Origin of the sequence: Pseudomonas sp. P7779 (assembly GCF_013386315.1) — a bacterium.
In the GTDB taxonomy this organism is placed as follows: domain Bacteria; phylum Pseudomonadota; class Gammaproteobacteria; order Pseudomonadales; family Pseudomonadaceae; genus Aquipseudomonas.
Map to the genome: position 1 here is coordinate 1 of NZ_JACARZ010000067.1, position 26437 is coordinate 26437.

Annotated in this window: 26 protein-coding genes; 12 read left to right on the forward strand and 14 right to left on the reverse strand. The window is 59.7% G+C overall.

What is annotated here, in order from left to right:
* Positions 1 to 411 precede the first annotated feature (411 nt).
* The 5 genes from aqpZ to HX869_RS19685 form a co-directional block, all read right to left on the reverse strand.
* Positions 412 to 1110, reverse strand: a complete 699-nt coding sequence (gene aqpZ / locus HX869_RS19665) for an aquaporin Z (protein ID WP_178903545.1) — start codon at positions 1108 to 1110, stop codon at positions 412 to 414.
* A gap of 179 nt (positions 1111 to 1289) precedes the next feature.
* Positions 1290 to 3122, reverse strand: coding sequence for an ABC transporter ATP-binding protein (locus HX869_RS19670; protein WP_003210707.1), 1833 nt, complete (start codon positions 3120 to 3122; stop codon positions 1290 to 1292).
* 83 nt (positions 3123 to 3205) lie between these two features.
* A complete protein-coding gene (locus HX869_RS19675) occupies positions 3206 to 3769 on the reverse strand; it encodes a peptidylprolyl isomerase (RefSeq protein ID WP_178903546.1) in 564 nt (187 codons plus the stop codon).
* A 3-nt stretch (positions 3770 to 3772) separates the two neighbouring features.
* Positions 3773 to 4576: an alpha/beta fold hydrolase gene (locus HX869_RS19680; protein ID WP_087692557.1), complete on the reverse strand. Its 804-nt coding sequence runs from the start codon at positions 4574 to 4576 to the stop codon at positions 3773 to 3775.
* 13 nt (positions 4577 to 4589) lie between these two features.
* Positions 4590 to 5513, reverse strand: coding sequence for a LysR family transcriptional regulator (locus tag HX869_RS19685; RefSeq protein ID WP_003210710.1), 924 nt, complete (start codon positions 5511 to 5513; stop codon positions 4590 to 4592).
* A gap of 49 nt (positions 5514 to 5562) precedes the next feature.
* On the opposite strand from HX869_RS19685, the gene HX869_RS19690 reads away from it, so the two are divergent.
* The 3 genes from HX869_RS19690 to HX869_RS19700 all read left to right on the forward strand — a co-directional run bounded on the left by HX869_RS19690 (position 5563) and on the right by HX869_RS19700 (position 7713).
* Positions 5563 to 5877, forward strand: coding sequence for a 3-phosphoglycerate kinase (locus HX869_RS19690; RefSeq protein ID WP_177035903.1), 315 nt, complete (start codon positions 5563 to 5565; stop codon positions 5875 to 5877).
* 151 nt (positions 5878 to 6028) lie between these two features.
* The gene (locus HX869_RS19695; RefSeq protein WP_003210712.1) at positions 6029 to 6628 is read left to right on the forward strand and encodes an FMN-dependent NADH-azoreductase; all 600 of its coding nucleotides are present in this window, start codon (positions 6029 to 6031) and stop codon (positions 6626 to 6628) included.
* Positions 6629 to 6831: 203 nt separating this feature from the next.
* Positions 6832 to 7713 (forward strand): carboxylate/amino acid/amine transporter, encoded by an 882-nt coding sequence (locus tag HX869_RS19700; protein ID WP_087692555.1) that lies wholly within the window; start codon positions 6832 to 6834, stop codon positions 7711 to 7713.
* On the opposite strand, the gene HX869_RS19705 is transcribed toward HX869_RS19700, so the two are convergent.
* Positions 7658 to 8563, reverse strand: a complete 906-nt coding sequence (locus tag HX869_RS19705; protein ID WP_177040345.1) for a LysR family transcriptional regulator — start codon at positions 8561 to 8563, stop codon at positions 7658 to 7660. The two genes, HX869_RS19700 and HX869_RS19705, sit on opposite strands and share 56 nt — an antisense overlap.
* 153 nt (positions 8564 to 8716) lie before the next feature.
* Between HX869_RS19705 and HX869_RS19710 the strand changes: the two genes are divergently transcribed.
* On the forward strand, positions 8717 to 9361 hold the full coding sequence (locus HX869_RS19710; RefSeq protein ID WP_003210715.1) for a hydrolase: 645 nt from the start codon (positions 8717 to 8719) through the stop codon (positions 9359 to 9361).
* 50 nt (positions 9362 to 9411) lie between these two features.
* Here HX869_RS19710 and HX869_RS19715 read toward each other — a convergent pair whose 3' ends face one another.
* Entirely contained in the window at positions 9412 to 10710 is a 1299-nt protein-coding gene (locus HX869_RS19715) for a mechanosensitive ion channel family protein (RefSeq protein WP_003210716.1), read from the reverse strand.
* A 193-nt stretch (positions 10711 to 10903) separates the two neighbouring features.
* Between HX869_RS19715 and HX869_RS19720 the strand changes: the two genes are divergently transcribed.
* On the forward strand, positions 10904 to 12250 hold the full coding sequence (locus HX869_RS19720) for a DEAD/DEAH box helicase (RefSeq protein ID WP_063034035.1): 1347 nt from the start codon (positions 10904 to 10906) through the stop codon (positions 12248 to 12250).
* 45 nt (positions 12251 to 12295) lie between these two features.
* On the opposite strand, the gene HX869_RS19725 is transcribed toward HX869_RS19720, so the two are convergent.
* Positions 12296 to 12571, reverse strand: a complete 276-nt coding sequence (locus HX869_RS19725) for a hypothetical protein (protein ID WP_063032478.1) — start codon at positions 12569 to 12571, stop codon at positions 12296 to 12298.
* A gap of 154 nt (positions 12572 to 12725) precedes the next feature.
* Between HX869_RS19725 and HX869_RS19730 the strand changes: the two genes are divergently transcribed.
* The gene (locus tag HX869_RS19730) at positions 12726 to 13115 is read left to right on the forward strand and encodes a hypothetical protein (RefSeq protein ID WP_003210719.1); all 390 of its coding nucleotides are present in this window, start codon (positions 12726 to 12728) and stop codon (positions 13113 to 13115) included.
* Positions 13116 to 13118: 3 nt separating this feature from the next.
* Here the strand turns inward: HX869_RS19730 and HX869_RS19735 are convergent, their stop codons facing one another.
* From HX869_RS19735 to HX869_RS19745, 3 genes are all read right to left on the reverse strand, one after another.
* Positions 13119 to 13985 carry a DUF6279 family lipoprotein gene (locus HX869_RS19735; RefSeq protein ID WP_178903547.1) on the reverse strand — a complete coding sequence of 289 codons (867 nt, stop codon included), beginning with the start codon at positions 13983 to 13985 and terminating at the stop codon, positions 13119 to 13121.
* Between the two features lie 66 nt (positions 13986 to 14051).
* Positions 14052 to 14777 (reverse strand): TorF family putative porin, encoded by a 726-nt coding sequence (locus HX869_RS19740; RefSeq protein WP_003210721.1) that lies wholly within the window; start codon positions 14775 to 14777, stop codon positions 14052 to 14054.
* A gap of 208 nt (positions 14778 to 14985) precedes the next feature.
* The gene (locus tag HX869_RS19745) at positions 14986 to 15165 is read right to left on the reverse strand and encodes a hypothetical protein (RefSeq protein ID WP_003210722.1); all 180 of its coding nucleotides are present in this window, start codon (positions 15163 to 15165) and stop codon (positions 14986 to 14988) included.
* Positions 15166 to 15488: 323 nt separating this feature from the next.
* On the opposite strand from HX869_RS19745, the gene HX869_RS19750 reads away from it, so the two are divergent.
* The 3 genes from HX869_RS19750 (at position 15489) to HX869_RS19760 (ending at position 18440) form a co-directional block, all read left to right on the forward strand.
* The gene (locus tag HX869_RS19750; protein ID WP_076014775.1) at positions 15489 to 16325 is read left to right on the forward strand and encodes a S1 RNA-binding domain-containing protein; all 837 of its coding nucleotides are present in this window, start codon (positions 15489 to 15491) and stop codon (positions 16323 to 16325) included.
* Positions 16326 to 16378: 53 nt separating this feature from the next.
* Positions 16379 to 16786, forward strand: coding sequence for a DUF2177 family protein (locus HX869_RS19755; RefSeq protein WP_008438163.1), 408 nt, complete (start codon positions 16379 to 16381; stop codon positions 16784 to 16786).
* A 211-nt stretch (positions 16787 to 16997) separates the two neighbouring features.
* Positions 16998 to 18440: an NCS1 family nucleobase:cation symporter-1 gene (locus HX869_RS19760; protein WP_177028534.1), complete on the forward strand. Its 1443-nt coding sequence runs from the start codon at positions 16998 to 17000 to the stop codon at positions 18438 to 18440.
* On the opposite strand, the gene HX869_RS19765 is transcribed toward HX869_RS19760, so the two are convergent.
* The gene (locus HX869_RS19765) at positions 18352 to 19560 is read right to left on the reverse strand and encodes an MFS transporter (RefSeq protein ID WP_178903548.1); all 1209 of its coding nucleotides are present in this window, start codon (positions 19558 to 19560) and stop codon (positions 18352 to 18354) included. The genes HX869_RS19760 and HX869_RS19765 overlap by 89 nt on opposite strands.
* Positions 19561 to 19664: 104 nt before the next feature.
* On the opposite strand from HX869_RS19765, the gene HX869_RS19770 reads away from it, so the two are divergent.
* From HX869_RS19770 to HX869_RS19775, 3 genes are all read left to right on the forward strand, one after another.
* Positions 19665 to 20558 (forward strand): LysR family transcriptional regulator, encoded by an 894-nt coding sequence (locus tag HX869_RS19770; protein ID WP_003210727.1) that lies wholly within the window; start codon positions 19665 to 19667, stop codon positions 20556 to 20558.
* Positions 20559 to 20695: 137 nt separating this feature from the next.
* The gene (locus tag HX869_RS31610) at positions 20696 to 20818 is read left to right on the forward strand and encodes a PA1414 family protein (protein WP_003210728.1); all 123 of its coding nucleotides are present in this window, start codon (positions 20696 to 20698) and stop codon (positions 20816 to 20818) included.
* Between the two features lie 441 nt (positions 20819 to 21259).
* The gene (locus HX869_RS19775; protein WP_178903549.1) at positions 21260 to 23359 is read left to right on the forward strand and encodes an NAD(P)-dependent oxidoreductase; all 2100 of its coding nucleotides are present in this window, start codon (positions 21260 to 21262) and stop codon (positions 23357 to 23359) included.
* Positions 23360 to 23420: 61 nt separating this feature from the next.
* Here the strand turns inward: HX869_RS19775 and HX869_RS19780 are convergent, their stop codons facing one another.
* On the reverse strand, positions 23421 to 24803 hold the full coding sequence (locus HX869_RS19780) for a sodium:solute symporter (RefSeq protein WP_003210730.1): 1383 nt from the start codon (positions 24801 to 24803) through the stop codon (positions 23421 to 23423).
* A gap of 111 nt (positions 24804 to 24914) precedes the next feature.
* On the reverse strand, positions 24915 to 26420 hold the full coding sequence (locus HX869_RS19785; protein WP_003210731.1) for a cytosine permease: 1506 nt from the start codon (positions 26418 to 26420) through the stop codon (positions 24915 to 24917).
* Positions 26421 to 26437 lie beyond the last annotated feature (17 nt).

The following is a 26437-nucleotide window of genomic DNA, read 5'->3' on the forward strand; positions in this document are numbered from 1 at the left end:
GGGGCGAAGCAATTGTGGGAGCTGTCGAGCCTTGGCGAGGCTGCGATGCAGGCGCTGCGGTCTGGCCGGTACAGCGCGGTGATCCCATCGCAGCCTCGCCGGGGCTCGACAGCTCCCACCTTGATCTGCTTTGTTTGGACGCCGGCGCTCTTTAACTGAACAGTATTAAGGTCAGCCCTGCCTTACCGGCAGGGCTGAATACTGTATGGGGGGGCGAAGCAATTGTGGGAGCTGTCGAGCCTTGGCGAGGCTGCGATGCAGGCGCTGCGGTCTGGCAGGTACAGCGCGGTGATCCCATCGCGGCCTCGTCGGGGCTCGACAGCTCCCACCTTGATCTGCTTTGTTTGGACGCCCGCATTCTTTAACTGAACAGGCAGCCCTGCCTTACCGGCAGGGCTGAACCCGTTTGGCTCAGGCGGTTTTTTCCGTGCCGAGCCATCGATAGGCCAAGCCGCCTACCACTGCACCCAGGATCGGCGCCAGCCAGAACATCCACAACTGCTGCAGCGCCCAACCGCCGACAATCAGCGCCGGGCCGGTACTGCGGGCCGGGTTGACCGAGGTGTTGGTGACCGGGATCGAGATCAGGTGGATCAGCGTCAGCGCCAGGCCAATGGCAATGGGCGCGAAGCCCGCCGGCACACGGCGGTCGGTGGCGCCGAGGATGATCAACACGAACATCGCCGTCATCACCAGCTCGCACACAAACCCCGCTGCCATCGAATAACCACCAGGCGAATGCTCGCCGTAGCCGTTGCTGGCCAGGCCCGAAGCCAGTTCGAACCCCGGCTTGCCGCTGGCTATGAAGTACAACAATGCAGCGGCAACGACGCCGCCGATTACCTGGGACACGATGTACGCCGGTAACTCCCTGGCCGGAAATCTTCCGCCCACTACCAGCCCCACCGACACTGCAGGGTTCAGGTGACAACCGCTGATGTGCCCGATGGCAAATGCCATGGTCAGCACCGTGAGCCCGAACGCCAGGGCCACACCGAGCACACCGATCCCGACCGGGGACGATGCGGCCAGTACCGCACTGCCGCAGCCACCCAACACCAGCCAAAACGTACCCAGTCCTTCCGTAACGGAACGTTTGAACAGTGACATGAACACATCCTTAATAGATTGCTCTATCTGATTAACGGGTCTGTGATGCATCCCTGCTGCCTTAAATCAGGGCCCTCCTGGGGCCTGATTGGAGTACAGCAGGATTGTGTCGCAAGACCAGCGGGATAGAGAAAACTGTCAGAATTGTTCGGAATTGAGGTTGCAGTTAACCAACGGAATCAGTCTATTCCGACGAAGCCACCGGTCTGGTGTTGCCACAATCGCGCATACAAACCGCCGTGTGCGAGCAACTCGGCATGGCTGCCGGTCTCGGCGATCTGGCCTTTTTCCAGCACCACCAGCCTGTCCATTCTGGCAATGGTGGAAAGCCGGTGGGCGATGGCGATCACTGTCTTGCCCTGCATCAGGGTTTCCAGGCTTTCCTGGATCGCCGCTTCGACTTCCGAATCCAGCGCGGAGGTGGCTTCGTCCATGATCAGGATCGGCGCGTCCTTGAGCAGTACCCGGGCGATGGCGATGCGCTGGCGTTGCCCGCCGGAGAGTTTCACCCCGCGTTCGCCTACGTGGGCGTCGAGGCCGGTGCGGCCCTCGGCGTCCGACAGCAATGGGATGAACTCGTCGGCGCGGGCCTTGTGCACGGCGGCCCAAAGCTCTTCGTCGGTGGCGTCCGGCTTGCCATACAGCAAGTTGTCGCGGATCGAGCGGTGCAGCAGCGAGGTGTCCTGGGTGATCATGCCGATCTGTTCGCGCAGGGTTTCCTGGGCGACGTCGGCGATGTTCTGGCCGTCGATCAGGATACGGCCGCCTTGCAGGTCGTACAGGCGCAACAGCAGGTTGACCAGGGTGGATTTGCCCGCGCCGGACGGACCGATCAGGCCGATCTTTTCACCCGGTTTAATCGCCAGGTTCAAGCCGCTGATGATCCCGCTCTTCTTGCCGTAGTGGAAATCCACCTGATCGAACCGCACCTCGCCATGGGGCACTTCCAGGCGCGGGGCATTTTCCCGGTCGGTCACTGCCAGCGGCTGGGCGATGGTTTTCAGGCCGTCCTGGACCATGCCGATGTTTTCGAAAATGCCGTTGACCACCCACATGATCCAGCCGGACATGTTGACGATACGAATCACCAGGCCGGTGGCCAGGGCGATGGCGCCCACCGAAATCAGGGATTGGGTCCACAGCCACAGGGCAAGGCCGGTGGTGGTGACAATCAGCAGGCCGTTCATGGTGGTAATCACGATGTCCATGCTGGTCACGACGCGGCTGGCCAGCTGGGTTTTCTCGGTCTGCTCGACAATGGCTTCCCTGGCGTAGTTCTGCTCGAAATTCGTATGAGCGAACAGCTTCAAGGTGGTGATGTTGGTGTAGCCGTCGACGATCCGCCCCATCAGTTTTGAGCGTGCCTCGGAGGAGATGACCGAGCGCTCCTTGACCCGTGGCACGAAGTACCGCAGGGCCAGGCTGTAGGCGACGATCCAGGTGATCAGCGGGATCATCAGGCGCCAGTCGGCTTCGGCGAACAGCACCAGGGCGCTGATGGCGTAGATCGCCACGTGCCAGATCGCGTCCACGGCGGCCACTGCGGAGTCGCGCAGGGAGTTGCCGGTTTGCATGATGCGCTGGGCAATGCGCCCGGCGAAATCGTTCTGGAAGAAGTTCAGGCTCTGTTTGAGCACATAGCTGTGGTTTTGCCAGCGGATCAGGCTGGTCATGCCGGGGCTGATGGTCTGGTGCACCAGCAGGTCATGCAGGGCGCCGAAGATCGGGCGCAACAGCAGGGCGACCACGGCCATCCAGATCAGCTCGGTGGCGTGGATCTGGAAGAAGTTGGCGGGCGGCGTGCCCTGGGCCAGGTCGATGATGCGGCTCAGGTAGCTGAACAGCGCCACTTCGATCAGCGCGCCGATCAGGCCCACCACCAGCAAGGCGGCAAAGCTTGGCCATACCTGGCGCAGGTAATAGACGTAGAAGGGTAGGACTTTGTCTGGAGGGGCCGCGCTGGGAGGTTCGCGGAAGATGTCGATCAGTTGTTCAAAACGACGATAGAGCATTGGGTCTGACGCCCGCGCGGCGGGCTCTCCTGTTCAAATGCGCGCGACGCCTTGCGGGCCCCGCGCGAAACTCCCTGTAGCCTTCAGTCGATGCGCTTGGCCGACTTGATCAGGACAGGATCGATTGGCACGTTCTGCATGCCCTGTTTGGTGGTGGTCTGCGAGTTGACGATGATGTCGACTACGTCCATGCCCTTGACCACTTTGGCGAACACCGCGTAACCGGCATCACGGCCCGGGTCGAGGAAGGCATTGTCCGCAACGTTGATGAAGAATTGGCTGGTGGCGGAGTTCGGGTCGTTGGTACGCGCCATCGACAGGGTGCCGCGCACGTTATGCAGGCCGTTGCTGGCTTCGTTCTTGATCGGTGCTTCGGTCGGCTTTTGCGACATTTGCTGGGTAACACCACCGCCCTGCACCATGAAGCCCGGGATTACCCGGTGAAAAATGGTGTTGGTGTAGAAGCCCTTGTCGACATAGGCCAGGAAGTTCTTGGTACTGATCGGGGCCTTGACCGGGTCCAGTTCGATCTCGATGTCGCCATTGGTGGTGGTGATCAAGACGTGGGGTGCCTTGGCGGGTTCGGCCGCCATCAGGTTGGCAGCGAACAGTACGGAACCGGCAAAGAAGGCGATTTTTTTCAGCATGGGTCAGTGATCCTGGGTTGTGGTTTCGACTGTCTTGAGAAAATCGAGCAGGGTGTTGTTGAAGCGTTCGGGTTGGTCCAGCGGCGTGGCATGGCGGGAATCCTCGATCACCACCAGCCGCGCATCGGGCAGCAGTTTTACATAGATTTCTTTTTGCGCCACGGGGGTGTAGTCGTGGTCGGCGCTGATGACCAGGGTTGGACAGGATATTTTCGAAAGTTGTTCCTGTACGCCCCAGCCAACAATCGCATCGAAGCTGGCGAGGTAAGCACGTTTGTCGTTTTTTGCCCAGCGTTCGGCCATCTTGCGCCGCAGTTCGGCCTGTTCGGGCTTGGGAAACAGCAGGCTGCCCAGGGCCTTGCCGATAGTGTTCAGGCTGAGGATGCGCGCCAGGCTCCAGCGCTTGGCCCACTGCCAATAGTCGCTGGCGCTGCGAACCTTGACCTGGGGCGCACTGTTGACGATGCACAGGCTCTTGAGCATTTGCGGCTCATCCACTGCCAGTTGAAAGGCGATCATGCCGCCCATGGACAGGCCGACCACGTGGGCCGGCGGCAAATGCAGGTGTTCGATCAAGGCCACCAGGTCGGCGGTGAAGCCGGCGATGCTGTAGCGCTCACGGGGTTTGTCGGAGCGGCCGTGACCGCGCACATCCACCACCACCAGGCGATAGTGTTGGGACAGCACGGGCACTTGCAGTTCCCAGTCCAGGCAACTGGAGCCCAGGCCGTGGATCAGGATCAGCGGCGCGCCGTGGCCATATTCCTCGTAATGCAGGGTGCAACCTTCATGTTCGAAATAGGCCACGTGAACTCCTTGTTCAGGCTTGCTGCGGTGCGGCGAATGGCGCGTCCAGTGGTGCAGTGTCGAAGGTGCGCAGCAACTCGACGAGAATCTGCGTGGCCGGGCCCAGGGGTTTGTCCTTGTTCGAGTAAAGATAGAAGGTCGGGTTGCGGCTGCCACCCCGTTCCAGGGGCAGTAGCTTGAGCAGGCCTTCCTTGAGTTCGCGTTCGATCAGGTGTCGCGGCAGCCAGGCGAAGCCCAGGCCGCTGCTGACGAAGGTGGCGGCGGTGGGCAGGCTGCCGACGGTCCAGCGCTGCTCGGCGCCGAGCCAGCCGACGTCCCGTGGCTGCTGGCGGCCGGAGTCGCGGATCACCACCTGCATGTGGCTTTCCAGATCCTGGAAGCTCAGTTCGCGGTGCAATTGATGCAGCGGATGTTCGGGGTGGGCCACGGCGACAAATTCGACGTCGCTCATTTCCGTACCGAGGTAACCGGGAATGATGAACCCGCTGATGGCGAGGTCGGCCATGCCGTCCATCAACAGCTCTTCGACACCGGACAACACCTCTTCGCGCAAGCGCACCCGGCAGCCACGGCTTTGCGGCATAAAGGCAGTGAGGGCGCGCACCAGGCGGGCGTTGGGGTAGGCCGCGTCGACCACCAGCCGCACCTCGGCTTCCCAGCCTTGTTCCATATGGTGGGCCAGGTCTTCCAGTTGGCTGGCGTTTTTCACCAGTTGCCGGGAGCGGCGCAGCAGCACTTCACCGGCTTCGGTGAGCACGGCTTTGCGCCCGTCAATGCGCAGCAGCGGCACGCCGAGCTGATCCTGCATGCGGGCCACGGTGTAGCTCACCGAGGATTGCGAGCGGTGCAGCGCTTCGGCCGCCTGGGCGAAGCCGCCATGGTCGACCACGGCTTGCAAGGTGCGCCATTGATCAAGGGTAACGCGGGGCGCTTTCAAGATGAGCTCCTCTTGTCCTAAGCTGGCGGTCCTTATTGGAGACTGCCGAATGAGAAAATTCTGTTGTGTGCTGCTGGCGTTGCTGCCGTTGAGTGCGTTTGCATTCAGTACCGATGTGACGAAAGACATTCAGGGCGTGAAGATCGATTACAGCGCGTCAGACGTCGACAGCACTATCAGTTCGATCCAACTCACCAACTACGGCCCCAATGACGCGGAGTGCAAGGTACGCTTTACCAATGGTCCGGAAGCCCCGCGTACGCGCAAGGTCACGGTCGCGGCAGGGAAAACCACCAACACCACGGCCAATTTCAGCCGTGCCATCATCAAGATGCGTATCCAGCTGACCTGCGCACCGAAATAAGGCAAAAGCGGAGCTTGCGTACAGCAATACTCCGCTTATAAACAAATTTCTAGATGGGTTATAGCAGTTTTTTACGCTTTTTAATCGAACGGACCCTGTCTAACCTTCACTCCATCGCCTTACAGCATTCACCGATGGAGCTTACATAATCATGGCCCGTGTTCTGATCATCGAAAGCAGTGCCCGTCAGCAGGATTCAATCTCCCGGCAGCTGACCCAACAATTCATCAGCCAATGGAAAGTCGCCCATCCGGCTGATCAGATCACCGTACGAGACCTCGCCATCAACCCGGTTCCGCACCTGGATGCCAATCTGTTGGGCGGCTGGATGAAACCTGCCGAGCAGCGCAGCACGGTTGAACAGGCCTCCCTGGACCGCTCCAACGAACTGACCGATGAGTTGCTGGCCGCCGATGTGTTGGTGATGGCCGCGCCGATGTACAACTTCGCGATTCCCAGCACCCTCAAAGCCTGGCTCGACCATGTGCTGCGTGCCGGTGTGACCTTCAAGTACACCGCCACCGGCCCCCAGGGCCTGCTGACCGACAAGCGCGCCTTTGTGCTGACCGCCCGCGGCGGCATTCACGCCGGTGGCAGCACCGACCACCAGGAACCGTACCTGCGTCAGGTCATGGGCTTTATCGGCATCCATGACGTCACGTTCATTCATGCCGAAGGGGTGAACCTGGGCGGTGATTTCCAGGAGAAGGGTTTGAACCAGGCCAAGGCGTTGTTGGCCCAAGTGGCGTGAGATGTTAATCGTCAGATAATCGCCCGCTGTTTAGATAGCTCCACGCAACCCTTCAAGTACGCGTATCGAACCTCCCTTTGCACTTTTTGCTCCTGAGTGCTCCCGCCCGACTGACGCTTTTAGCGAGGTCGGGTTTTTTTTGCCTTGAGTTTCGTAACGCGCGGAAAACCGCTAATGTCGCGCCCATTCAAAATGAGGCGAGCATGGGCTATCTACTTGTTGTGACGCTGATCCAGGCGTTTTCCTTCAGCTTGATCGGCGAATACCTGGCCGGTCACGTCGACAGTTATTTCGCGGTGCTGGTGCGTGTACTGTTGGCCGGGCTGGTGTTTATCCCGCTGACCCGCTGGCGTTCGGTGGAGCCGGCGTTCATGCGCGGCATGCTGTTGATCGGCGCACTGCAGTTCGGCGTGACCTACGTGTGCCTGTACCTGAGCTTTCGCGTACTGACGGTGCCGGAGGTGTTGCTGTTCACCATCCTGACACCGTTGCACGTGACCCTGATCGAAGACGCCCTGAACCGCCGCTTCAACCCGTGGGCGCTGGTGGCCGCACTGGTGGCGGTGGCGGGGGCAGCGGTGATTCGCTTCGACCAGATCACCCCGAACTTCTTCATGGGCTTCCTGCTGCTGCAACTGGCCAACTTCACCTACGCCGCCGGGCAGGTGCTTTATAAGCATCTGGTGGCCCGTCATCCGAGCGATCTGCCGCATTACCGGCGCTTTGGCTACTTCTACCTCGGCGCGTTGGCGGTGGCGTTGCCGGCGTTCCTGATGTTCGGCAAGGCCAACTACCTGCCGGAAGCGCCGTTGCAGTGGGGCGTGCTGGTATTCCTCGGGCTGGTCAGCACGGCACTGGGCATGTACTGGTGGAACAAGGGCGCTTGCCTGGTCAACGGTGGCACATTGGCGGTGATGAACAACCTGCATGTGCCGGTGGGGTTGTTGCTGAACTTGCTGATCTGGAATCAGCATGAACCGTTAGGCAGGTTGCTGCTGGGCGGGTTGGTGATTCTCGGGGCGGTGTGGATCAGCCGGCTGGGCCTGCGGTCGTCGGCGCCAATTGCGTCAGCAAAAAATCAATGAATGCGCGGGTCTTTTGCGGCACGCGTCGCGCTGACGAATAAACCGCATTGATGGTGATTGCTGGCGCCTGCCATTCGCAGAGCACCGGCACCAGGCGCCCGGCGCTCAGGGCGTCTTCGACGATAAAGTCCGGCAACAGCGCGATGCCCATCCCGGCCTCTGCCGCCTGGGCCAGCAGGTCGCCGTTGTTGGCGTGCAGAGGGCCGGTAACGTTGACCCGCTGGGTTTCCTGGCCCTTGCTCAGTTGCAGGCTGACGCCGCTTTGCAGATACCCATAATTGAGGCATTGGTGGTGGCGCAGGTCTTGCGGGGTCTGCGGTGTGCCCGCGCGTGCCAGGTAGGCTGGCGCAGCCACCATGATCCGTGGCGCAGGTGCCAACTGGCGGGCGATCATCGTTGAGTCGGGCATGCTGGCGATGCGGATAGTCACGTCGAAACCACCGCGTACCGGGTCGACCTGTTGGTCGCTGAGCACCAGTTGCAGTTCGATATGTGGATGCTGTTCATGGAACAGCGGAATCAATCTTCCCAGGCGATGCAGTCCGAACGACATCGGCGCATTGACCCGCAACACTCCCCGTAACTCCCCGATGCCGTCTCTAGCCCGCTGTTCGGCCTCGTCCAGGGCGGCCAGTACTTCACGCGCCGCTTCAAAATACTCGGCCCCAGCCTCCGTCAAATGCAGGCTGCGGGTGGTGCGCTGAAGCAGTTGCACGCCTATGGCTTCTTCCAGCGCCTGAATCTGTTTGCTGACTTTTGAGCGCGGTACGTCCATGGCTCGCGCGGCGGCCGCGAAGCCGTTCTCGCCGACCGTGACGACAAACGCCCGCATGCATTCGATACGATCCATGATTGTCCCTTTTTTAGAATCAATTATTCTCGATTTTAGGTAATTGTCTCGATTTTATCCATCCCATAAAGTTACTTCCAAGCCGCCAGCAAAGCTTCACAGCGGCGCTGAACGCACCCCTTACCGAATCGAAACCATTAAAAGGAAGTCACCATGTCTATTCGCGAATTGCTCAACCCAGCCAACTCCACCCTGATCCTGATCGACCACCAGCCACAAATGGCCTTTGGCGTGCAGTCGATCGATCGCCAGACCCTGAAGAACAACACGGTGGCGCTGGCCAAGGCCGCCAGGATCTTCAACGTACCGACCATCCTGACCTCGGTTGAGACCAAGAGCTTCAGCGGCTATATCTGGCCGGAGCTGCTGGACGTGTTCCCGGACCAGCAGCCAATTGAGCGCACTTCGATGAACTCCTGGGAAGACAAGGCGCTGGTGGCCGCGGTGAAGGCCACCGGGCGCAAGAAGCTGATCATGGCGGCCCTGTGGACCGAGGTGTGCCTGAACTTCCCGGCCCTGGAAGCCCTGGCTGAAGGCTACGAGGTGTACATCGTCACCGACGCCTCCGGCGGCACCAGCAAAGAAGCGCATGACATGTCGGTGCAACGGATGATTCAGGCGGGCGCGGTACCGGTCACCTGGCAGCAAGTGCTGTTGGAATACCAGCGTGACTGGGCTCACAAGGAAACCTACGACGCGGTGATGGGCCTGGTACAGGAGCACAGCGGCGCTTACGGCATGGGCGTGGATTACGCCTACACCATGGTTCACGGCGCGCCGCAGCGTCAGGTCAAGTAAGGTCCAACGCAAAAAAAACGGCACAACTCGGGTTGTGCCGTTTTTTGTTGTTACATCACTGCCTTTTCCGCCGGGGGCAGGTGACTGGCCCCCAGCACCGCCGGCAACATCCCCGCCCGCAAGTCACCGCCGCTCGGCTGCTGGTACAGGCTCAAACCAAATTCCGGCAGCACCGCCAGCAGGTAGTCGAAGATATCGCCCTGGATCCGCTCGTAGTCGGCCCACGCGGTGGTGCGGGTGAAGCAGTAGATCTCCAGCGGAATGCCCTGGGCGGTGGTCTGCATCTGCCGCACCATGCAGGTCATGTTCGGCTGGATCTCCGGATGGCTTTTCAGATAGGCCAGGGCATACGCGCGGAAGGTGCCGATATTGGTCATGCGTCGGCGGTTGGCGGACATCGCCGCGACATTGCCCTGGGCTTCGTTCCAGGCCTTGAGCTCGGCCTTCTTGCGGCTCATGTAGTCGGTCAGCAGGTGTACCTGGGTGAGCTTCAGCTCTTCGTCGTCGCGGATGAAACGCACGCCGCTGGCGTCGATATACAGGCTGCGCTTGATCCGCCGGCCACCGGAGGCCTGCATGCCGCGCCAGTTCTTGAACGACTCGGACATCAGGCGCCAGGTGGGAATCGAGACGATGGTCTTGTCGAAGTTCTGCACTTTGACGGTGTGCAGGGTGATGTCGACCACGTCACCGTCGGCGCCGACCTGGGGCATTTCGATCCAGTCGCCGACCCGCAGCATGTCGTTGCTGGTCAGTTGCACACTGGCGACGAACGACAGCAGGGTGTCCTTGTAGACCAACAGAATCACCGCCGACATTGCACCCAGACCGGAAAGCAGCAGCAGTGGCGAGCGGTCGATCAACGTGGCGACGATGATGATTGCGCCAAACACGAACAGCACCATCTTCGCCAACTGCACATAGCCCTTGATCGAGCGGGTGCGGGCGTGTTCGGTGCGGGCATAGATGTCCAGCAGGGCGTTGAGCAGTGCACTGATCGCCAGCACCATGAACAGAATGGTGAACGCCAGGGCGACATTGCCGATGAACAGGGTGGCGGTCTTGCTCAGGTCCGGCACCAGGTACAGGCCGAACTGGATCACCAGTGACGGCGTCATCTGTGCCAGGCGATGGAAGACTTTGTTGTGCCGCAGGTCATTGAGCCAGTGCAGCGCGGGTTGCCGGCCCAGCAGCTTGACGGCGTGCAGGATGAGGTAGCGGGCCACTCGTCCGAGCAGCAATGCCACTACCAGCAACACCATCAGCGCGAGGCTGGAATGCAGCAGCGGGTGTTCGTCGAGGGTGCCCCAAAGGTCTTTGACGTTGAGCCAGAGCTGTTTGATATCCATGGGTAAACGCGATTCTTCTGTAAGACGTGACGGGCCGATTAGAGCATTTAAGTACGTCAAAGTTGTGGTTGTGGACAAATCCCCTGACAAAAAAGCGCCTGATTAACCCCGTTCGCGTAAAGAAACTCGGCCTCGGCGCCCGAAACCGTTACCCTATGCAGCTGTTTTTTTGTAATTCTTCGAGGTAGCACCCGTGTTTTCCCAATTCGCCCTGCACGAACGCCTGCTCAAAGCCGTGGCCGAGCTTAAATTTGTCGAGCCAACGCCTGTGCAAGCAGCGGCCATCCCGCTCGCGCTCGAAGGGCGTGACCTGCGGGTGACGGCTCAAACCGGGAGTGGCAAGACTGCCGCTTTCGTCCTGCCGATCCTTAACCGTCTGATCGGCCCGGCGAAAGTCCGTGTCAGCATCAAGACCCTGATCCTGCTGCCGACCCGCGAACTGGCCCAGCAGACCTTGAAGGAAGTGGAGCGCTTCTCGCAGTTCACTTTCATCAAGTCCGGCCTGATCACCGGCGGCGAAGACTTCAAGGTCCAGGCTGCCATGCTGCGCAAGGTGCCGGACATCCTGATCGGCACCCCGGGCCGGATGATCGAACAACTGAACGCCGGCAACCTGGACCTCAAGGAAGTTGAAGTCCTGGTGCTCGACGAAGCCGACCGCATGCTCGACATGGGCTTTGCCGACGACGTGCAGCGCCTGGTGCAAGAGTGCGTCAACCGCCAGCAGACCATGCTGTTCTCGGCCACCACCGGTGGTTCGACCCTGCGCGACATGGTCGCCAAGGTCCTGAACAACCCTGAGCACCTGCAGGTCAACAACGTCAGCGACCTGAACTCGACCACCCGTCAGCAGATCATCACTGCTGACCACAACGTGCACAAAGAGCAGATCCTCAACTGGTTGCTTGCCAACGAGACCTATCAGAAGGCTATCGTGTTCACCAACACCCGGGCCATGGCCGACCGCATCTACGGTCGCCTGGTGGCTCAGGAGTACAAGGCGTTCGTCCTGCACGGTGAGAAAGACCAGAAGGACCGCAAGCTGGCCATCGACCGCCTCAAGCAAGGCGGCGTGAAGATCCTGGTCGCCACCGACGTTGCCGCCCGCGGCCTGGACGTGGATGGCCTGGACATGGTGATCAACTTTGATATGCCCCGCAGCGGCGACGAATACGTGCACCGTATCGGTCGTACCGGGCGTGCCGGCAACGATGGCCTGGCGATCTCGCTGATCTGCCATGGCGACTGGAACCTGATGTCGAGCATCGAGCGCTACTTGAAGCAGTCGTTCGAGCGCCGCACCATCAAGGAAGTCAAAGGCACCTACGGCGGGCCGAAGAAGGTCAAGGCATCGGGCAAGGCTGTTGGCGTGAAGAAGAAAAAGGTCGACGCCAAGGGCGACAAGAAGAAGGCCGGTGCCAAGTCGCCGACCAAGCGCAAGATTGCCAACCGTCCAAAGACCGACAACCTGTCGTTGGTCAGCAAGGACGGCATGGCGCCTCTGAAGCGCCGCAAGCCGGAAGCACCGGCTGCCGAGTAAGGCTTGAGCCATAAAAAAACCGGACAATGTCCGGTTTTTTTTGCCTCAGTTTTTGGCCTTGGCCGCTGCTTCGTCCATTTCCTTGAGGCGCTGGTCGATCAGTTGGCACTTGTCGGGCAGGTCCGCGCTGGCGGTTTCCAACTTCATGTTCTGCAATTCTTCGTTGATCTCCTTGGCCTTCTCCGGGTTCTGTTGGGTGAGCTTGGTCACTTCCTTGGCCAGTTGTTCACGTTTGGCGGTGGCTTCTTCGAGCGTGCAGGCCCAGGCGGGCAGGGCGGCAAGCAGCGTGGCGGCGACGGCCATATTCAGCAGGGTTTTCATGATTCGGACCTCCATGGCGGTAATGAACGGTTGAGGGCCGTGAGCACTGAAAAGTTCAGCGAAATCGCGTCCGTCCGCTAGGCTGAACGGACGACGGGTCCGGCATGTCACACCTTTGAAGGGCCTATTTCGTGTGCCTTCAGGAGGAATCAGGATGACGACTTACGATTGGGATTTGATCGAACGACTGTTGCATGAGGTACAGAACGGTGGCGCCAGCTTCGCCCCACGCAAATACGCCGAGGAAGAAGCGACTAAAAGGGCCGCCGCCGGAGAGCCCATCGGTAATCTCGATGAGTTTAAAAAGCTCGCGGCGGATTACGAGGCGTTGTTGTTCAAGCACGGCTTTATTGAGTCGCGGTCAGAGGAAGAGTGCGGCAATGGTGAGAACTTCAAATTGACCCAGCGCGGCTCACAGTTGCTGAGCCTGATCGACAGCTGTATCCCCGGTGATAATCACCCGCGTCAGGTGCTGGACGAGCAGGCGGATGCGCTGGATCCGGCGACGTTTGATGAACTGGCTTCCAAACCACAGATTGCCTGATGACTATGGGGTGCCAGCCTTCAGGCATTTAAGTGCCTTGAAGTCGCTGCGCACCTTGTCGATCTTTTGTGTCAGCTTCTGGCGTTGTTGCACGGTGCTTTCCGCCATCAGGTCGACGATCAGGCTGCGGGCAGCGGCTTCGGTCTGGGCGTAGGCCTGGCGATATTCTGGCGTCCACAGGCTTTCGCGGTTCACCAGCAGTTGCTCGATCTTCTGTGGGAAATCGCTGCTGTGGCGGTCTTTGACCGCTGCGATAAATAGTGTTTGCCAGTGGGCGCGGTTGCCAATCCATTGTTGGTTCTGCTCACCCAAGGCGATCGACCAGGCGGTGACGCGATTCTGCTGGCTGGCACTTAACGGCCCGAGCCACGCATCGAGGCGCTTGTTCATGCGCTCGGCGCGTTCCTTGATCTGCTGCTCGAGGGGCGGTTTCAGGTATTCGTCCTGACGCTTGCGCAGGTCCTTGGCGAACGCTTGCTCCATATCCTGTACTTGCTGGTCGTCCAGCCCCTGCAGTAGCTCGACGGCGGACGGCGTGATCGCCCGGGCGCTCTCGGCAATAGCTTGTTTGGCTTCGGCGGTACGGGTTTGCAGGGCGGCGTCGGTCACCTGGTTGGTGTCGACCATCTGTTGCAGGCGATCGAGCCAGTCCAGGTAGCCCGGCAACTGGGTGGTGCAATGCCAGGCCAGGTGTTCCTTGAGTGTGTCGTTGAACCAGCTCTTCTGCCCGGCGTTCATTTCCAGGTAGTCGCTGAGGGTCCAGGGGATGATCACATCCAGATTGCGATAGGCCAGGCCCACCCGATTGCAGCCGGCAAGCACCAGGCTGAGGGTCAGCAAGATCACCAGAAATTTTAACCGACGCAGCATGAGCGAGTCCTTGCGCAGACGAGAGTATTGCATCTGAACCCGTCAGGGCAGCGACAGTTCAGCCCATCAATAAAACGCCCGCTCGGCCTTCAGGGTCAACAGCCCGTCGCATTGCGAGTTGTGTCCGGAGTAGGCCGAGCAATCGCCGCCGCTGAGGCTGGAGTCGCTGTAGATCAGGTTCAGGTCGACGCCCATCCATGGCCTGGAAAATTGTACCGACCAGTCGCTGAAGCTGCGGATCGAGCTGCCATCGGCCACCGAGACCGGGGTGCCGAGCTGGTGGGTGGTGTATTTCATGCTGACGCCGATGCCGAACGGCTTGGTGCCGCCGAGGTCGGCGAACAGGGTGCTGTCCTGCCGGTCCGGGTCGTTGCTGAAGGAGGCGCCGAAGCGATTGCCCAGCAAGGTCAGGCCGCCGTAGAACTCCTGGCTGTCGAGGGGGCTCAGCTTGGGATAGCTGTAGTGAATCATCCCCAGTTCATAACCCAGGGTCTGGTCGAAGGGGCGTTTGAAACCCAGGTAGGAGTCGACTTCCAGGTTGCTGGTCGGGGAAATGCCCATGCTCGGTGAGAATTGGCCGAGGTACAGGCCGCTGCCGTGGCTCAGGTCCAGGCCGCCATGGAACGAGTCGCTCCCGGGTGCCGTGGGCTTTACCAGGCCTTGAGCCATGCTTCGGCTGGGTGTCGTGCCCAATTTCAGGTCGAAATCACCCAATTCACGCTGGAAAACCTGCGCTTCGGCGAGGGGGCTGGCCAACAGGGCACCGGCCAGGAATATGCAGGATTTGAGCATGCTTCACTCCATGAAAAGCGAGGAGCAGTAACGGGAAATATCAGGCAAATGCCCGATCTAGACGTGTGCAAGCATACCGGCGATGGTTCGCAGATGAGGCCCGTTCGTCGATTGGCGTAATAAAGGGGTGTATCAGGGGGTAGTGCGGGCTCTAGTCCTAGCGCCTTGAAAGGCAAAGCGCATAGGGACCAGGTGTAATGCGCGAGTCTTACTTTTTACCCAGGGTGATCTGCTTGGACGGGCCGAAAGTCTGGCCGCTTACGCCTTTGGCAATCTGCTGGATTTCGCCGCCCTGCTTGAGGAATGCAGCAATTTGGCTGTTGATCGATTCGCTGGTTTCAACGGCGGGAGCTGGCTTTGCTTTGCTGTTGGATGCTTTTACGCGCATGGCGGCCACTAACCTGTAGAGAATTAACTTGGCCATGCATCGTACATGAAATGCTTGACAATTGCTTGGCAAATATCCCCCTGAAATATACGCAGGGTTTATGATTCGCCTGGATTATTAAGTGAAATACTCACCTAACTTGCTGTTTTAACTCGAATCCCTCGAGGAAATCCGGCCGTGGGTACTGGCCGGATTCAGCCCGATGACCTGACGAGCGGGGCGCTTCTCGGCAAACCCATGATTTTTCAGGCCTGTACGCCGGTACGCGGGACCGCCGTCGTCAACTCGGGTAGAATGCCGCCCACGCAATGAGGGTATTTGAGATGGCTTTAGTCGGGCGCTACAACAGCTTGCAAGTGGTTAAACACACTAACTTTGGTTTGTACCTGGATGGTGATCAAGAGGGCGAAATCCTCTTGCCCAACCGATATATCCCCAAAGATATTCCCAGTGAAGATGAAGACTGGCTCAACGTTTTCATTTATCTGGACAGCGATGACAAACTTATCGCGACCACCGAAAAACCAAAAGTACAGGTGGGTGAATTTGCCAGTCTGAAAGTGGTTGAAGTCAACAGTATCGGTGTATTCCTCGATTGGGGCCTGCCCAAGGACCTGCTGCTGCCTTACTCCGAAGAAAAGCGCCAGCTGACCGCCGGTGAGTATTGCGTGGTACACGTCTACCTCGACAAACACACCAAGCGCATCACCGCCACCGCACGCCTTGACCGCTACCTGGACAAGACCCCGGCCACCTACAAGGTCGGCCAGGAAGTTGACTTGCTGGTGGCCGAAGCCACCGACATGGGCTTCAAGGCCATCATCAACAACAAGCACTGGGGCCTGATCCACAAGAACGAAGTGTTCAAGTTCCTGCGCCCGGGCAAGGAAGAGAAAGGCTTCATCAAGGAAATTCGCGCCGACGGCAATATCAGCCTGAGTCTGCAGCCTGTGGGTGAAGAAGCGGCCTCCAGCCTGAACTCCAAGATCCTCGCCAAGTTGCGCGACAACAACGGCACCTTGCCGGTCAGCGATAAAAGCGACCCGGCACTGATCAGCAGTTTGTTCGGTGTCAGCAAAGGCAACTTCAAGAAGGCCATCGGCGCCCTCTACAAGCAGGGTCACATCGTGATCCACGCGGATCGCATTGAACTAAGCTGATCGCGGTTTGCTCTTCTGTAGGAGCACGCTTGCTCCTGCAGAAGGCCGCCTCAATGTCCAGAAAAACGCTTTTCGCCTACCTCGGTACGTTGCTTGCCTTTCTGATGCTTGATGGCCTGTGGCTCGGTGTCCTCATGGGCCCGACCTACAAAGCGCTGCTCGGCCCGTTGATGCTTGATCAGCCGCGCCTGTTCCCTGCCGTGGCGTTCTATCTCCTCTATGTATTCGGTTGTGTGGTGCTTGTCGTCCTGCCTGCGTTGGCGAGCGGCGGCTGGCAGCGTGCCGCGCGGCTTGGTGCACTCCTGGGATTGGTAGCCTACGGCACCTATGACCTGAGCAATTGGGCAACCCTGCAGGGCTGGTCGGCCGGTTTGGCCTTCATGGACATCGCCTGGGGCACCTTCCTGACTGCCGTTTGCTGCACCGTGGGCTATCAATGTGCGCGCAGGGTGCACAATTGATTGTGTACAGGATTGCCCTGCACCATCCCTGAGCGAATCACCACCGTTCAATCGTCTCTACGCCTCCTGAAGAGCCAAGCTCCACGGGGGATTGTGCCGAGTTTTATTGCATTGGCACGCATTCTGCTCAACAACTCGTATACAAACCATGCCGCCTCCCGTACGCACTCCCGTCGCGGGTGGCAGGCCGGTATTTATGAGGAGCCCTGCGATGACCGAACAATTGCCAAAAGGCTACAGCCCGCGCCTGTACAACCAGGACCTGGGACCGCTGCCGCAAAAATGGAACTGGTACAACATCTTCGCCTTCTGGATGAGCGACGTGCACAGCGTCGGCGGCTACGTATTCGCCGCCAGCCTGTTCGCCCTGGGGCTGGCCAGTTGGCAGGTATTGATCGCCTTGCTCGCCGGGATTTGTATTGTGCAATTGATCGCCAACCTAGTGGCCAAGCCGAGCCAGCAGGCGGCAGTGCCGTACCCGGTAATCTGCCGGTTGGCCTTTGGGGTATTCGGGGCGAATATCCCGGCGGTGATTCGTGGGTTGATCGCAGTGGCCTGGTACGGGATCCAGACATACCTGGCGTCCAGTGCATTGATCATCGTGGTGCTGCGCTTTTTCCCACAGATGGCGGTATACGCAGAGCCGCACTTTGCCGGCCTGTCGTACCTGGGCTGGTTCGGTTTCCTCAGCCTGTGGACGCTCCAGGCGCTGGTGTTCTGGGCGGGCATGGAGTCCATCCGTCGTTTCATCGACTGGGCGGGGCCTGTGGTCTATGCGGTGATGTTTGCCCTGGCAGGCTGGATCGTCTGGAAGGCTGGCTGGGCCAATATCAGCTTCACCCTGGCGGAAAAATCCCTCTCAGGCTGGCAGGCGTTTGGCCAAATCATCGTGGCAACCGCGTTGGTGGTGTCGTACTTTTCCGGGCCGACCTTGAACTTCGGTGATTTCAGCCGCTACTGCCGCACGATGAAAGACGTGCGTCGCGGAAATTTCTGGGGCTTGCCAGTAAATTTCCTGGCGTTCTCCCTGGTCACCGTGGTGATCGTCTCGGGCACCTTGCCGGTGTTCGGCGAAATGCTCCACGACCCGATTGCCACCGTTTCGCGCATCGACAATGACATGGCTGTGTTGCTGGGGGCGTTCGCCTTTGTCACCGCGACTATCGGCATCAACATCGTGGCCAACTTCGTCTCGCCGGCCTTTGACTTCGCCAACGTGGCACCGAGCAAAATCAGCTGGCGTGCCGGTGGAATGATTGCGGCGGTGGCCTCGATCTTCATCACCCCATGGAACCTGTTCAACAACCCGCTGATGATCCACTACACCCTCGATATCCTCGCCGCGTTTATCGGGCCGTTGTTCGGGATTCTGCTGGTGGATTTCTACCTGATCAAAAAACAGAAGATCGACGTGGATGCGCTGTTCGATGACAGCTCGAGCGGGCGCTACTACTTTGACGGCGGCGTGAACTGGACGGCGGTCAAGGCGCTGGTGCCCGCGACGCTGGTGGGCGTCGCGATTACCTTCACCCCGGTGCTGCAGGGCATGGCCAATTTCGCCTGGTTTACCGGCTGCTTCCTGGGTGGGCTGTTTTTCCTGGTGTTGGCGCGGCGTGAACAGGTTCGCGCGCCTGTGTCGATGGTTGCCGGCTGACCAGTACCGATCCGGCCACCAACAAACCGGCGCCTGCTACCACCAGCGCCGGTTGCAGGCCGCCGCTGAGGTGGCTGCTCACCGACGCCAGCAACGGACCGCTCAATTGGCCGATCGCAAAGCTGGCGGTCAGCAACCCGGTGCTGCGCTGGTAGCCGTGGGGGGCGACCTCACGCAAGCGCGCCATCACCAGTTGCATGCACGCCAGGAATGGCCCACCGCACAGCAACACCCCCAGCGCCAGCCCCCAACCGTTGCCCAGCAGGCAGGCAAACACGCCGGCCGCTTGCAGCCAAAGGGTTGTCATCAGCCAGCGACGGGTAGTGTCCGGGTCCTTGCGGCGCAAACTTGCCGCCACCACGCCAATCGCGGCAGCCAGGCCAAAGCAGGGCCAGAACAGGTCTGCTTGCCATGCGCCCTTGAATTGCGCGCTGGCCATCTGTGACAGGAATGTCGCCGGGATGATGTAGCCAAGGCCATACAACACGTAGATCCAGCACAGGTGTGTGATGCTGCCGTTGCTGGCCACGTCGGTGTGGCTGGCAACGGGCGAGTCGGCAGCGGAAGGCTTGGGCAGGAACGGCAGGATTGCCAGCAGCATGACCAGGGCGACTACCCCATACACCAGCCACAAGGTTGCAGAGTCTTGCCCCAACAAGTTGGAGCCCAGCGCCAGCAACCCGGTCAACAGAATCCCCAGCCCCGGCCCGGCAAATACCAGCGCACCCAGGCGTGGGCGCCCGGCCGCAATGGCCAGCGGCTGGCTCAGGCTGGTAATCATCACCAGCGCCCATGCACTGGCTACACCGGTACCAAAGCGCAACAACAGATGCGGCCAGAACCCGTGGGCCCAGTACGACGCCAGGGTCAGCAACACACACAGCCACAGCCCACCGTACAAACGCCCGCGTACATGATGATGGCTGCGGGCAAAGATCGAATCCACCGCACCGACGAAATAACCCAGGTAGTTGGCCGCCGCAATCAGGCCGGCGCCGGTCAGGTCGATCTGCCCTTCACTGAGCAAATGCGGCATTTGCGGGGTGAGCGCGAATCGACCTATGCCCATGGCCATCATCAGGGCGATAAAGCTGGCGAGTAAGCGGATCAGCGGTGACATGGTGGTTTTTCCTGGGAGCAGCGAGTGACCATCAGGCTAAAGCGGATTGACTTTCTTTAAAAATGAATAATAGTGAGTAACTTGTTCAGTTTTGGAGAATGGTGATGGAGTTCAGTCAATTGCGGATTTTCCAGGCCGTGGCCGAGGAAGGCTCCATCACCCGTGCCGCTGAGCGCTTGCACCGGGTGCCGTCCAACCTGTCGACCCGGCTTAAACAGATGGAAGAACAGCTGGGCGTCGAACTGTTCGTGCGCGAGCGCCAGCGCTTGCAGCTTTCTCCTGCAGGCAAAGTGCTGCTGGACTACAGTGCGCGCCTGCTGGCCCTGCATGACGAAGCCCATGGCGCGGTGCAAGGCGGGCAACCGGCTGGAGACTTTGTGCTCGGCAGCATGTACAGCACGGCGGCGATTCATTTGCCCAAGCTGCTGGCGCGTTACCACAAGGCGTATCCGATGGTGAACCTGCAGGTGCAGTCAGCTCCCAGCGGTGAACTGCTGGAAGGCTTGATCACCGGGCGCCTGGACGCCGCATTGGTGGATGGGCCGTTGACCCTGGCCACCCTCGACGGCGTGCCGCTGTGCGAAGAGCGCCTGCTGCTGATCTGCGAGGCGGATCACCCTCCGGTGCGTGGGCCGCAGGATGTTGCCGGCCGTTCGGTGTTCACTTTCCGACGTAGTTGTTCTTATCGGGCGCGCCTGGAAGCCTGGTTTTCCCACGATCGCGTGGCCATGGGCCGGGCCATCGAGATCGAGTCCTACCAGGGCATGCTGGCCTGTGTAATCGCCGGTTCCGGCGTGGCGTTGATGTCGGAATCGATGCTCGACAGCCTGCCGGGCAAGGACAGCGTGTCCATTCATCCGCTGGCCGAGCCTTTTGCCAGCGCCACCACCTGGTTGATGTGGCGCAAGGGCATGCTCGGCGCTAACCTCAACGCGTGGATTGACCTGCAGCAGGAGGGCAAGGTGCTACCGGAAACCGAAACCCGAGCGATTGCTTGAACGATCCGTCAGGATTTTGATCAATTCAGTAATAGTTCGTTGTGGTTTCGTTCAAGCAATACGTAAGACTTAAGACTACTATCTGTAGGAAGCGGCCACAGAATTCCAGCCGCTCGGCATTACCCCAAGGGGGCACCATGAAAGAGAAACTGCAAAACTGGCTGCACGACCTCGGCGTCGCACTCGGCTTGATCGAGCCACCGCTGCAACCGGTGCCAATCCGCACCGATGACGAGCAGCGTCGCCCGCGTCGCAGGTAAGTCCTGGAAAGCGCTCAAGCATGTTTGTTTGGGCGCGGCTAGGTGGTTTGCCTATGTATTGGAGTCATGATTGATCATGACCCGTTGCTGTGTACTTCAATTCTTCGTCTGGCTTTGGCCGGACGTTTTCATTTCCGGGGTTTGGTGATTTTCTCAAGACACCTGCTTTCGGAATAATCCTTCAAATATTTAATTTAACAATGCCACGGTCATACCGATTGGTAGTCCGGACGTGTGCGCGTCAGTCGAGTTTTGCCATTAAGTATCGGAATTGGACTACCTGTTTGTCAGAGTCGACGGGCTTATTTGATTAATAGGATAGGCGTAGGTTGAGTTTCATCACGAAAAGATTTGTAGCGTTTGCAGTTCTTGCAAGCCCCCAACTTCATTGAGTTGCGCTCTCCGGAGTAGGAGCCAGTCAGAACTGTTGGAGACAAAACCATGATGTTCTCTTCCGTTCCGCCAGTCGCCGCGTCACTTATTGCCACCACCGAAAACATCTTGCATATCGCCCCTGCATCGCGTGGCTGGAAAGCTGATGCACCCGGCAACGTGGTGTTTTTCCCGCCGACGTTAACCAAGCAGGCTCTGCTTATACAGATTGCACTGCTGCGCCCATCAACGCTCGTTGTCGCAGACCAGGTTATTGATGCCGACGTCATCAACCAATGGCGTATATCCCACCCATTTGGCGAACTCTATTTGGTCCGCAGAGGTACAAGTCTGGATAAGATCCGATTGGATCTGTGCGAGCGCAACAATGTTCGAGTGATTAACACGCCAGGGGTCAATGCGCCGCATGTTGCTGCCTATATTGCGCACTGGCTGACGCTGGCCGATGGCTCCTTGCCCCATGACATCTGTGTACTGGGATACGGCAATGTAGGGAAAGAGCTTGTTAAGTTGTTGCTTGCTCGAGATCCGGATGTTCGGATTAAGGTGTTGGATCGACGCGATCGAGTGTCGGACAGTTTCGGGAAAGCCTCTTCCGATTGTAGGGTTTCATTGGTTGACGACTGGCTTGAGGCGCTCGAGGGGGCCAATGCAGTCGCCCTATGCTTATCCCTGAATGATGAATCCATTTATCGCATTGATCGGACCCTCATTCAGTGCCTGCACAGAAAGGCTCGCCTTGTCTGTGTCGCCAAGCCGGATGTCTTTAGCGACGATGCGTTGCAGACCCTGGCAGTCTCCGAAGATATCCAGCTCATATTGGACTACGGCCCCAGGACACTGGATGCGTTTCGGGTGCGCACACAAGCGCTCGGCTGCAGTGTCTCCACGTGGTACAAGCCGGCGACGCTGACCACACAGGCGGCCACCACCGAAGCCTGCCATTGCGACCTCGACTATGCGGTCTCGGTGCAACTGAGCTTGATGGCCTTGCGCGGCCTTGTCCGGCGCAAGCTTGCACACTCATTGGCGATCCCCTCTCGGCAAGCCGATGCCGGTGCGCCGCGTGTGTCGATCATCGACAGAGGTATCAACGGGCTGCTCCAAGCCGTGATGTTCCGCCTGGCAAATTATCAGGTCACGGTTTACGGAGGAAATCAGCAGCGCGATGGTGCCAGTCACAAGCAGGTGAACATGCGTCATCTGTCGGCAACGGAGACGACTGCAAAACCGCTGCCTAACGATTACCTGACTCCCGCAAATCAGTACCTGGCCATTGAGTGCAATCGCGCAGGCATCGAGCTGTTTGAAAAATTCCTGGCCGACAACCCATCGCTGGCACGATTTGCACGATCGCGAATTGTACGAGCCTATGTGGACGACTCCAGTGGCACGGAGGCCGCGATCCGCGAGCAACGGGATATTGAAAACAGGCCTTGGCCGAGTGGCAAGCCAGGGCGAGAGCTTGCAGAGATCAGTCAGCTGCAATTTCAGGCAATGTATGGAGTTCCCGAGGTCGGGCGGGCGATTGAGGTGTCGGGCTACGATCTGGAATTTATCCATTTAATGGATGAGATGGTGACGCTTTTGCAGCGCTCAGGGGTTGAGTTCCTGCCACGGCACCTGAGTCCGGTCCAAATTGCCGATCTGAGTAGAGAGCACTTTGTCGTCACAGCCATGGGGGTGGACGAGCCAGAGGTCATCCCGATCATTGGCTGGTTTTTCAAGCTGCGCGCCGTTGATGATGAAGGTGTCGACATGCGCGGACTCAAGCTGCAGTACGACCTGCCAATCGGCGTCATGAATTGCCGCCTGGACGGGAACTGCATCCTTGTCTCCGCCGGGCAGGTGCCGCCCGATTCGACGCCGCAGTACAAGGAACAGATACGGGCGGCGTGCCTGGCTGCCGTTTCTCGACACTTTCCAAAGTCCTGCAGCCGCGCAATCGAACGTGGCGACTTGCAACAAATCGAATGTGCCAGGCCCGGCACCGCAGATGGACTTTCAATCGTGCATTGGTCCGCCTACAACCGCATTGTCGCGGGGGCAACTTATGCCGGGGGCACCACGCAGGGATTGGTATGGGCGTCTTTGGTCCAGGAAGTCATCCAGGCCAGAGCGCCGGCGGTTTCGGCAATGTGGGAATAAAAAAAACGGGTGCGACATCCGACGTCGCACCCGCTGAAGAAAGCTTCTTTCAACTGTTTTTTCAGATCGCCCGAGCCGCAACAGCCTCCGGACGACGGGACAGCAAACTCACCAGCACAAAACTCACCAGGCCCACGCCCAGGCTGTAGTAGATCGGTGTATTGGCGTCCAAACCATCCTTGATCATGAACACCAACGCGGTCACAAAGCCCAGGGTCATGGAGGTGATCGCCCCGGAAGTTGTCGCACGCTTCCAGAAAATCGCCCCGATCAGCGGGATCAACATGCCGCCCACCAACAGGTTATACGCCAGGGTCAGTGCGCTGATCACATCACTCACCACCAGCGCGATACCCAACACAGCGATACCGGTCAGCAAGGTAAACAGACGGTTGATCTTCAAGCTCGACTGCTTGCCACCACGCAGGCGCGGCAGCAGGTCTTCGGTCAATACGGTGGAAGCGGCGAGCAAGCCGGCGCTGGCGGTGGACATCATCGCAGCCAGTGCAGCGGCGATCACCAGGCCGCGGATACCGTCGGGCAGCGAGACTTTGACGATGGCGGCGAACGCATTGTTGACGTTGTCCAGGTCCGGGATCAGTACGTGGGCGGCCATGCCGATCAGCGCACAGGCCAGGCCGTAGAGGATGCAGTAGAAACCGGCGAAGGTGCCTGCGTACTGGGCGACCTTTTCGTCGCGGGCGGTGAACACCCGTTGCCAGATGTCCTGGCCGATCAGGATGCCGAAGAAGTAGATCATGAAGTAGGTGATGATGGTGTCCCAGCCGATTTCAGTGAAGCTGAAATTCGACGCGGGCAGCTTGGCCACCAATTCATCCCAACCGCCGACGCGGTACAGGCAGATTGGCAGCAGGATAAACATCAGGCCGACCGTCTTGATCACGAACTGCACGATGTCGGTCAGGGTCAGCGACCACATGCCGCCAATGGTCGAGTACACCACCACCACGCCACCGCCTACCAATACCGACATCCAGAACGGCAGGTCGAACAACACTTGCAGCACGGTGCCGATGGCCAGGATCGAGGTCACGCCGATCATCAGCGCGTAGGCCAGCATGATCACCGCACTGGCCTGGCGGGCCATGGGGTTGTAGCGTTTCTCCAGGACCTGGGTCACGGTGAAGATTTTCAGTTTCAGCAGCGGCTTGGCCAGGAACAGGTTCAGCGCAATGATCCCCGCGCCCAGCGCGGCGCACAGCCAGAAACCGGAAATACCATGTACATAGCCCAGGCGCACGGTGCCGACGGTGGACGCACCGCCCAGCACCGTGGCGGCCATGGTGCCCATGTACAGCGTCGGGCCGAGGTTGCGGCCGGCCACCAGGTAGTCTTCATGGGTCTTGGCGCGGCGCATGCCGTAGTAGCCGAGCACCAGCATGCCGGCGGCGTAGATGAGGACGACGAATAGATCTAAGGCCATGACGGCGAGTCTCCGATTATCTTTTTTATGTGGGGCTAAAGGGGGCTGTGTGGCGAGGGAGCGTGCTCCCGCTGGGCTGCGCGGCAGCCCCAATCCATTCCATGCAATTCATCAGGCGGCCTCGCGACTGCTGCGCAGTCGAACGGGAGCAGGCTCCCTCGCCACAGTCGGCCCGTAGACGGCAGCCGGTTCAGGGAACACGCGAAGCAGTGTCAGGTACACCAGCGAGGCCAGGCCCAGGGTCACCGGCAAGCTGATGTCGATGCCATCGGCGAGGTTGCCCAGCGGCCCGACAAACTGCCCCGGCAGGTTGACGAAGCACAGGCCCACCAGCGCACTCGGGATCCAGGCCCCCAGGCCGCGCCAGTTCCAGCCATGGCTGAACCAGTAGCGCCCGCCGGTTTCGCCGCGAGTGAACACTTGCAGGTCATCCGGGCAGTAGTAACCCCGGCGCACGATCAGGCCGATGATCATCATCACCATCCACGGCGTGGTGCAGGTGATGATCAGCACGGCGAAGGTCGACACGCTCTGCACCAGGTTGGCGGCGAAACGTCCGATAAAGATGAAGGCAATCGACATCACCCCGATCAGCAGCGTCGCCTTGACCCGGGACAGCAGGCGCGGGAACACGCTGGACATGTCCAGGCCGGTGCCATACAGCGAGGTGGTGCCGGTGGACATGCCGCCGATCACCGCGATCAGGCACACCGGCAGGAAGAACCAGCTCGGTGCCACCGCCAGCAGGCCGCCGACATAGTTGTTGGCCGCGATATAGTCCGGTGCCTTGACTGCCACGATGGTCGCGGTGGCCAGGCCGAACAGGAACGGGATCAACGTGGCGATCTGCGCAAACACCACCGCCAGCATGATCCGCATCTTCGAGGTTTCCCGCGGGATGTAGCGCGACCAGTCACCGAGGAACGCGCCGAAGGAAATCGGGTTGCTCATGGCCACCAGTGCTGCACCGATAAACGCCGCCCAGAAGCCGGTCTGGCCGAGGGCAACGGTGCCGGCGAAGTGGCTGTCGAAGGCCGGCGCGAAGGCGAAGATCCCCAGCAGGAACAGCAGGCTCGCCGCCCACACTGCGATGCGGTTGACCCACAGCATGAAGCGAAAGCCGTAGATGCACACCGTCAGCACGAGAATGGCGAAGACGCCGTAGGCCAGGCCCAGGGTCAGGTCGGTTTCCGGCAAGCCCACCAGACGTTTCGCACCGCCCACCAGCGCATCGCCTGAACTCCACACCGACAGTGAGAAGAACGCAATAGCGGTCAGCAGCGACAGGAACGAGCCGACAATCCGCCCGTGCACACCAAAGTGCGCACCGGAAGACACGGCGTTGTTGGTGCCATTGATCGGACCGAACAGACCCATGGGGGCGAGGATCACCGCACCCACCAGCACGCCCAGCACAATCGCCCAGACGCCGGCCTGGAACGACAAGCCAAACAGCACCGGAAAGCTCCCCAGCACCGCGGTGGCGAAGGTGTTGGCACCGCCGAAAATCAGGCGAAACAAATCCTTCGGCCCGGCGGTACGTTCGTGGTCCGGGATCTGTTCGACGCCGTTGGTTTCTATGTTGCGAATACTGTTTTCGTTGTTTTTATTATTCATGATCTGCTCCGATCACA

Excerpts from the sequence above, each read along its gene's own strand:
- HX869_RS19670 (WP_003210707.1), bottom strand. The coding sequence starts at position 3,122 with ATGCTCTATCGTCGTTTTGAACAACTGATCGACATCTTCCGCGAACCT.
- aqpZ (WP_178903545.1), bottom strand. The coding sequence starts at position 1,110 with ATGTCACTGTTCAAACGTTCCGTTACGGAAGGACTGGGTACGTTTTGG.
- HX869_RS19755 (WP_008438163.1), top strand. The coding sequence starts at position 16,379 with ATGTCCAGAAAAACGCTTTTCGCCTACCTCGGTACGTTGCTTGCCTTT.
- HX869_RS19750 (WP_076014775.1), top strand. The coding sequence starts at position 15,489 with ATGGCTTTAGTCGGGCGCTACAACAGCTTGCAAGTGGTTAAACACACT.
- HX869_RS19710 (WP_003210715.1), top strand. The coding sequence starts at position 8,717 with ATGTCTATTCGCGAATTGCTCAACCCAGCCAACTCCACCCTGATCCTG.
- HX869_RS19730 (WP_003210719.1), top strand. The coding sequence starts at position 12,726 with ATGACGACTTACGATTGGGATTTGATCGAACGACTGTTGCATGAGGTA.
- HX869_RS19770 (WP_003210727.1), top strand. The coding sequence starts at position 19,665 with ATGGAGTTCAGTCAATTGCGGATTTTCCAGGCCGTGGCCGAGGAAGGC.
- HX869_RS19735 (WP_178903547.1), bottom strand. The coding sequence starts at position 13,985 with ATGCTGCGTCGGTTAAAATTTCTGGTGATCTTGCTGACCCTCAGCCTG.
- HX869_RS19715 (WP_003210716.1), bottom strand. The coding sequence starts at position 10,710 with ATGGATATCAAACAGCTCTGGCTCAACGTCAAAGACCTTTGGGGCACC.
- HX869_RS19725 (WP_063032478.1), bottom strand. The coding sequence starts at position 12,571 with ATGAAAACCCTGCTGAATATGGCCGTCGCCGCCACGCTGCTTGCCGCC.
- HX869_RS19705 (WP_177040345.1), bottom strand. The coding sequence starts at position 8,563 with ATGGATCGTATCGAATGCATGCGGGCGTTTGTCGTCACGGTCGGCGAG.
- HX869_RS31610 (WP_003210728.1), top strand. The coding sequence starts at position 20,696 with ATGAAAGAGAAACTGCAAAACTGGCTGCACGACCTCGGCGTCGCACTC.
- HX869_RS19765 (WP_178903548.1), bottom strand. The coding sequence starts at position 19,560 with ATGTCACCGCTGATCCGCTTACTCGCCAGCTTTATCGCCCTGATGATG.
- HX869_RS19695 (WP_003210712.1), top strand. The coding sequence starts at position 6,029 with ATGGCCCGTGTTCTGATCATCGAAAGCAGTGCCCGTCAGCAGGATTCA.
- HX869_RS19700 (WP_087692555.1), top strand. The coding sequence starts at position 6,832 with ATGGGCTATCTACTTGTTGTGACGCTGATCCAGGCGTTTTCCTTCAGC.
- HX869_RS19740 (WP_003210721.1), bottom strand. The coding sequence starts at position 14,777 with ATGCTCAAATCCTGCATATTCCTGGCCGGTGCCCTGTTGGCCAGCCCC.
- HX869_RS19785 (WP_003210731.1), bottom strand. The coding sequence starts at position 26,420 with ATGAATAATAAAAACAACGAAAACAGTATTCGCAACATAGAAACCAAC.
- HX869_RS19775 (WP_178903549.1), top strand. The coding sequence starts at position 21,260 with ATGATGTTCTCTTCCGTTCCGCCAGTCGCCGCGTCACTTATTGCCACC.
- HX869_RS19745 (WP_003210722.1), bottom strand. The coding sequence starts at position 15,165 with ATGCGCGTAAAAGCATCCAACAGCAAAGCAAAGCCAGCTCCCGCCGTT.
- HX869_RS19690 (WP_177035903.1), top strand. The coding sequence starts at position 5,563 with ATGAGAAAATTCTGTTGTGTGCTGCTGGCGTTGCTGCCGTTGAGTGCG.
- HX869_RS19675 (WP_178903546.1), bottom strand. The coding sequence starts at position 3,769 with ATGCTGAAAAAAATCGCCTTCTTTGCCGGTTCCGTACTGTTCGCTGCC.
- HX869_RS19760 (WP_177028534.1), top strand. The coding sequence starts at position 16,998 with ATGACCGAACAATTGCCAAAAGGCTACAGCCCGCGCCTGTACAACCAG.
- HX869_RS19780 (WP_003210730.1), bottom strand. The coding sequence starts at position 24,803 with ATGGCCTTAGATCTATTCGTCGTCCTCATCTACGCCGCCGGCATGCTG.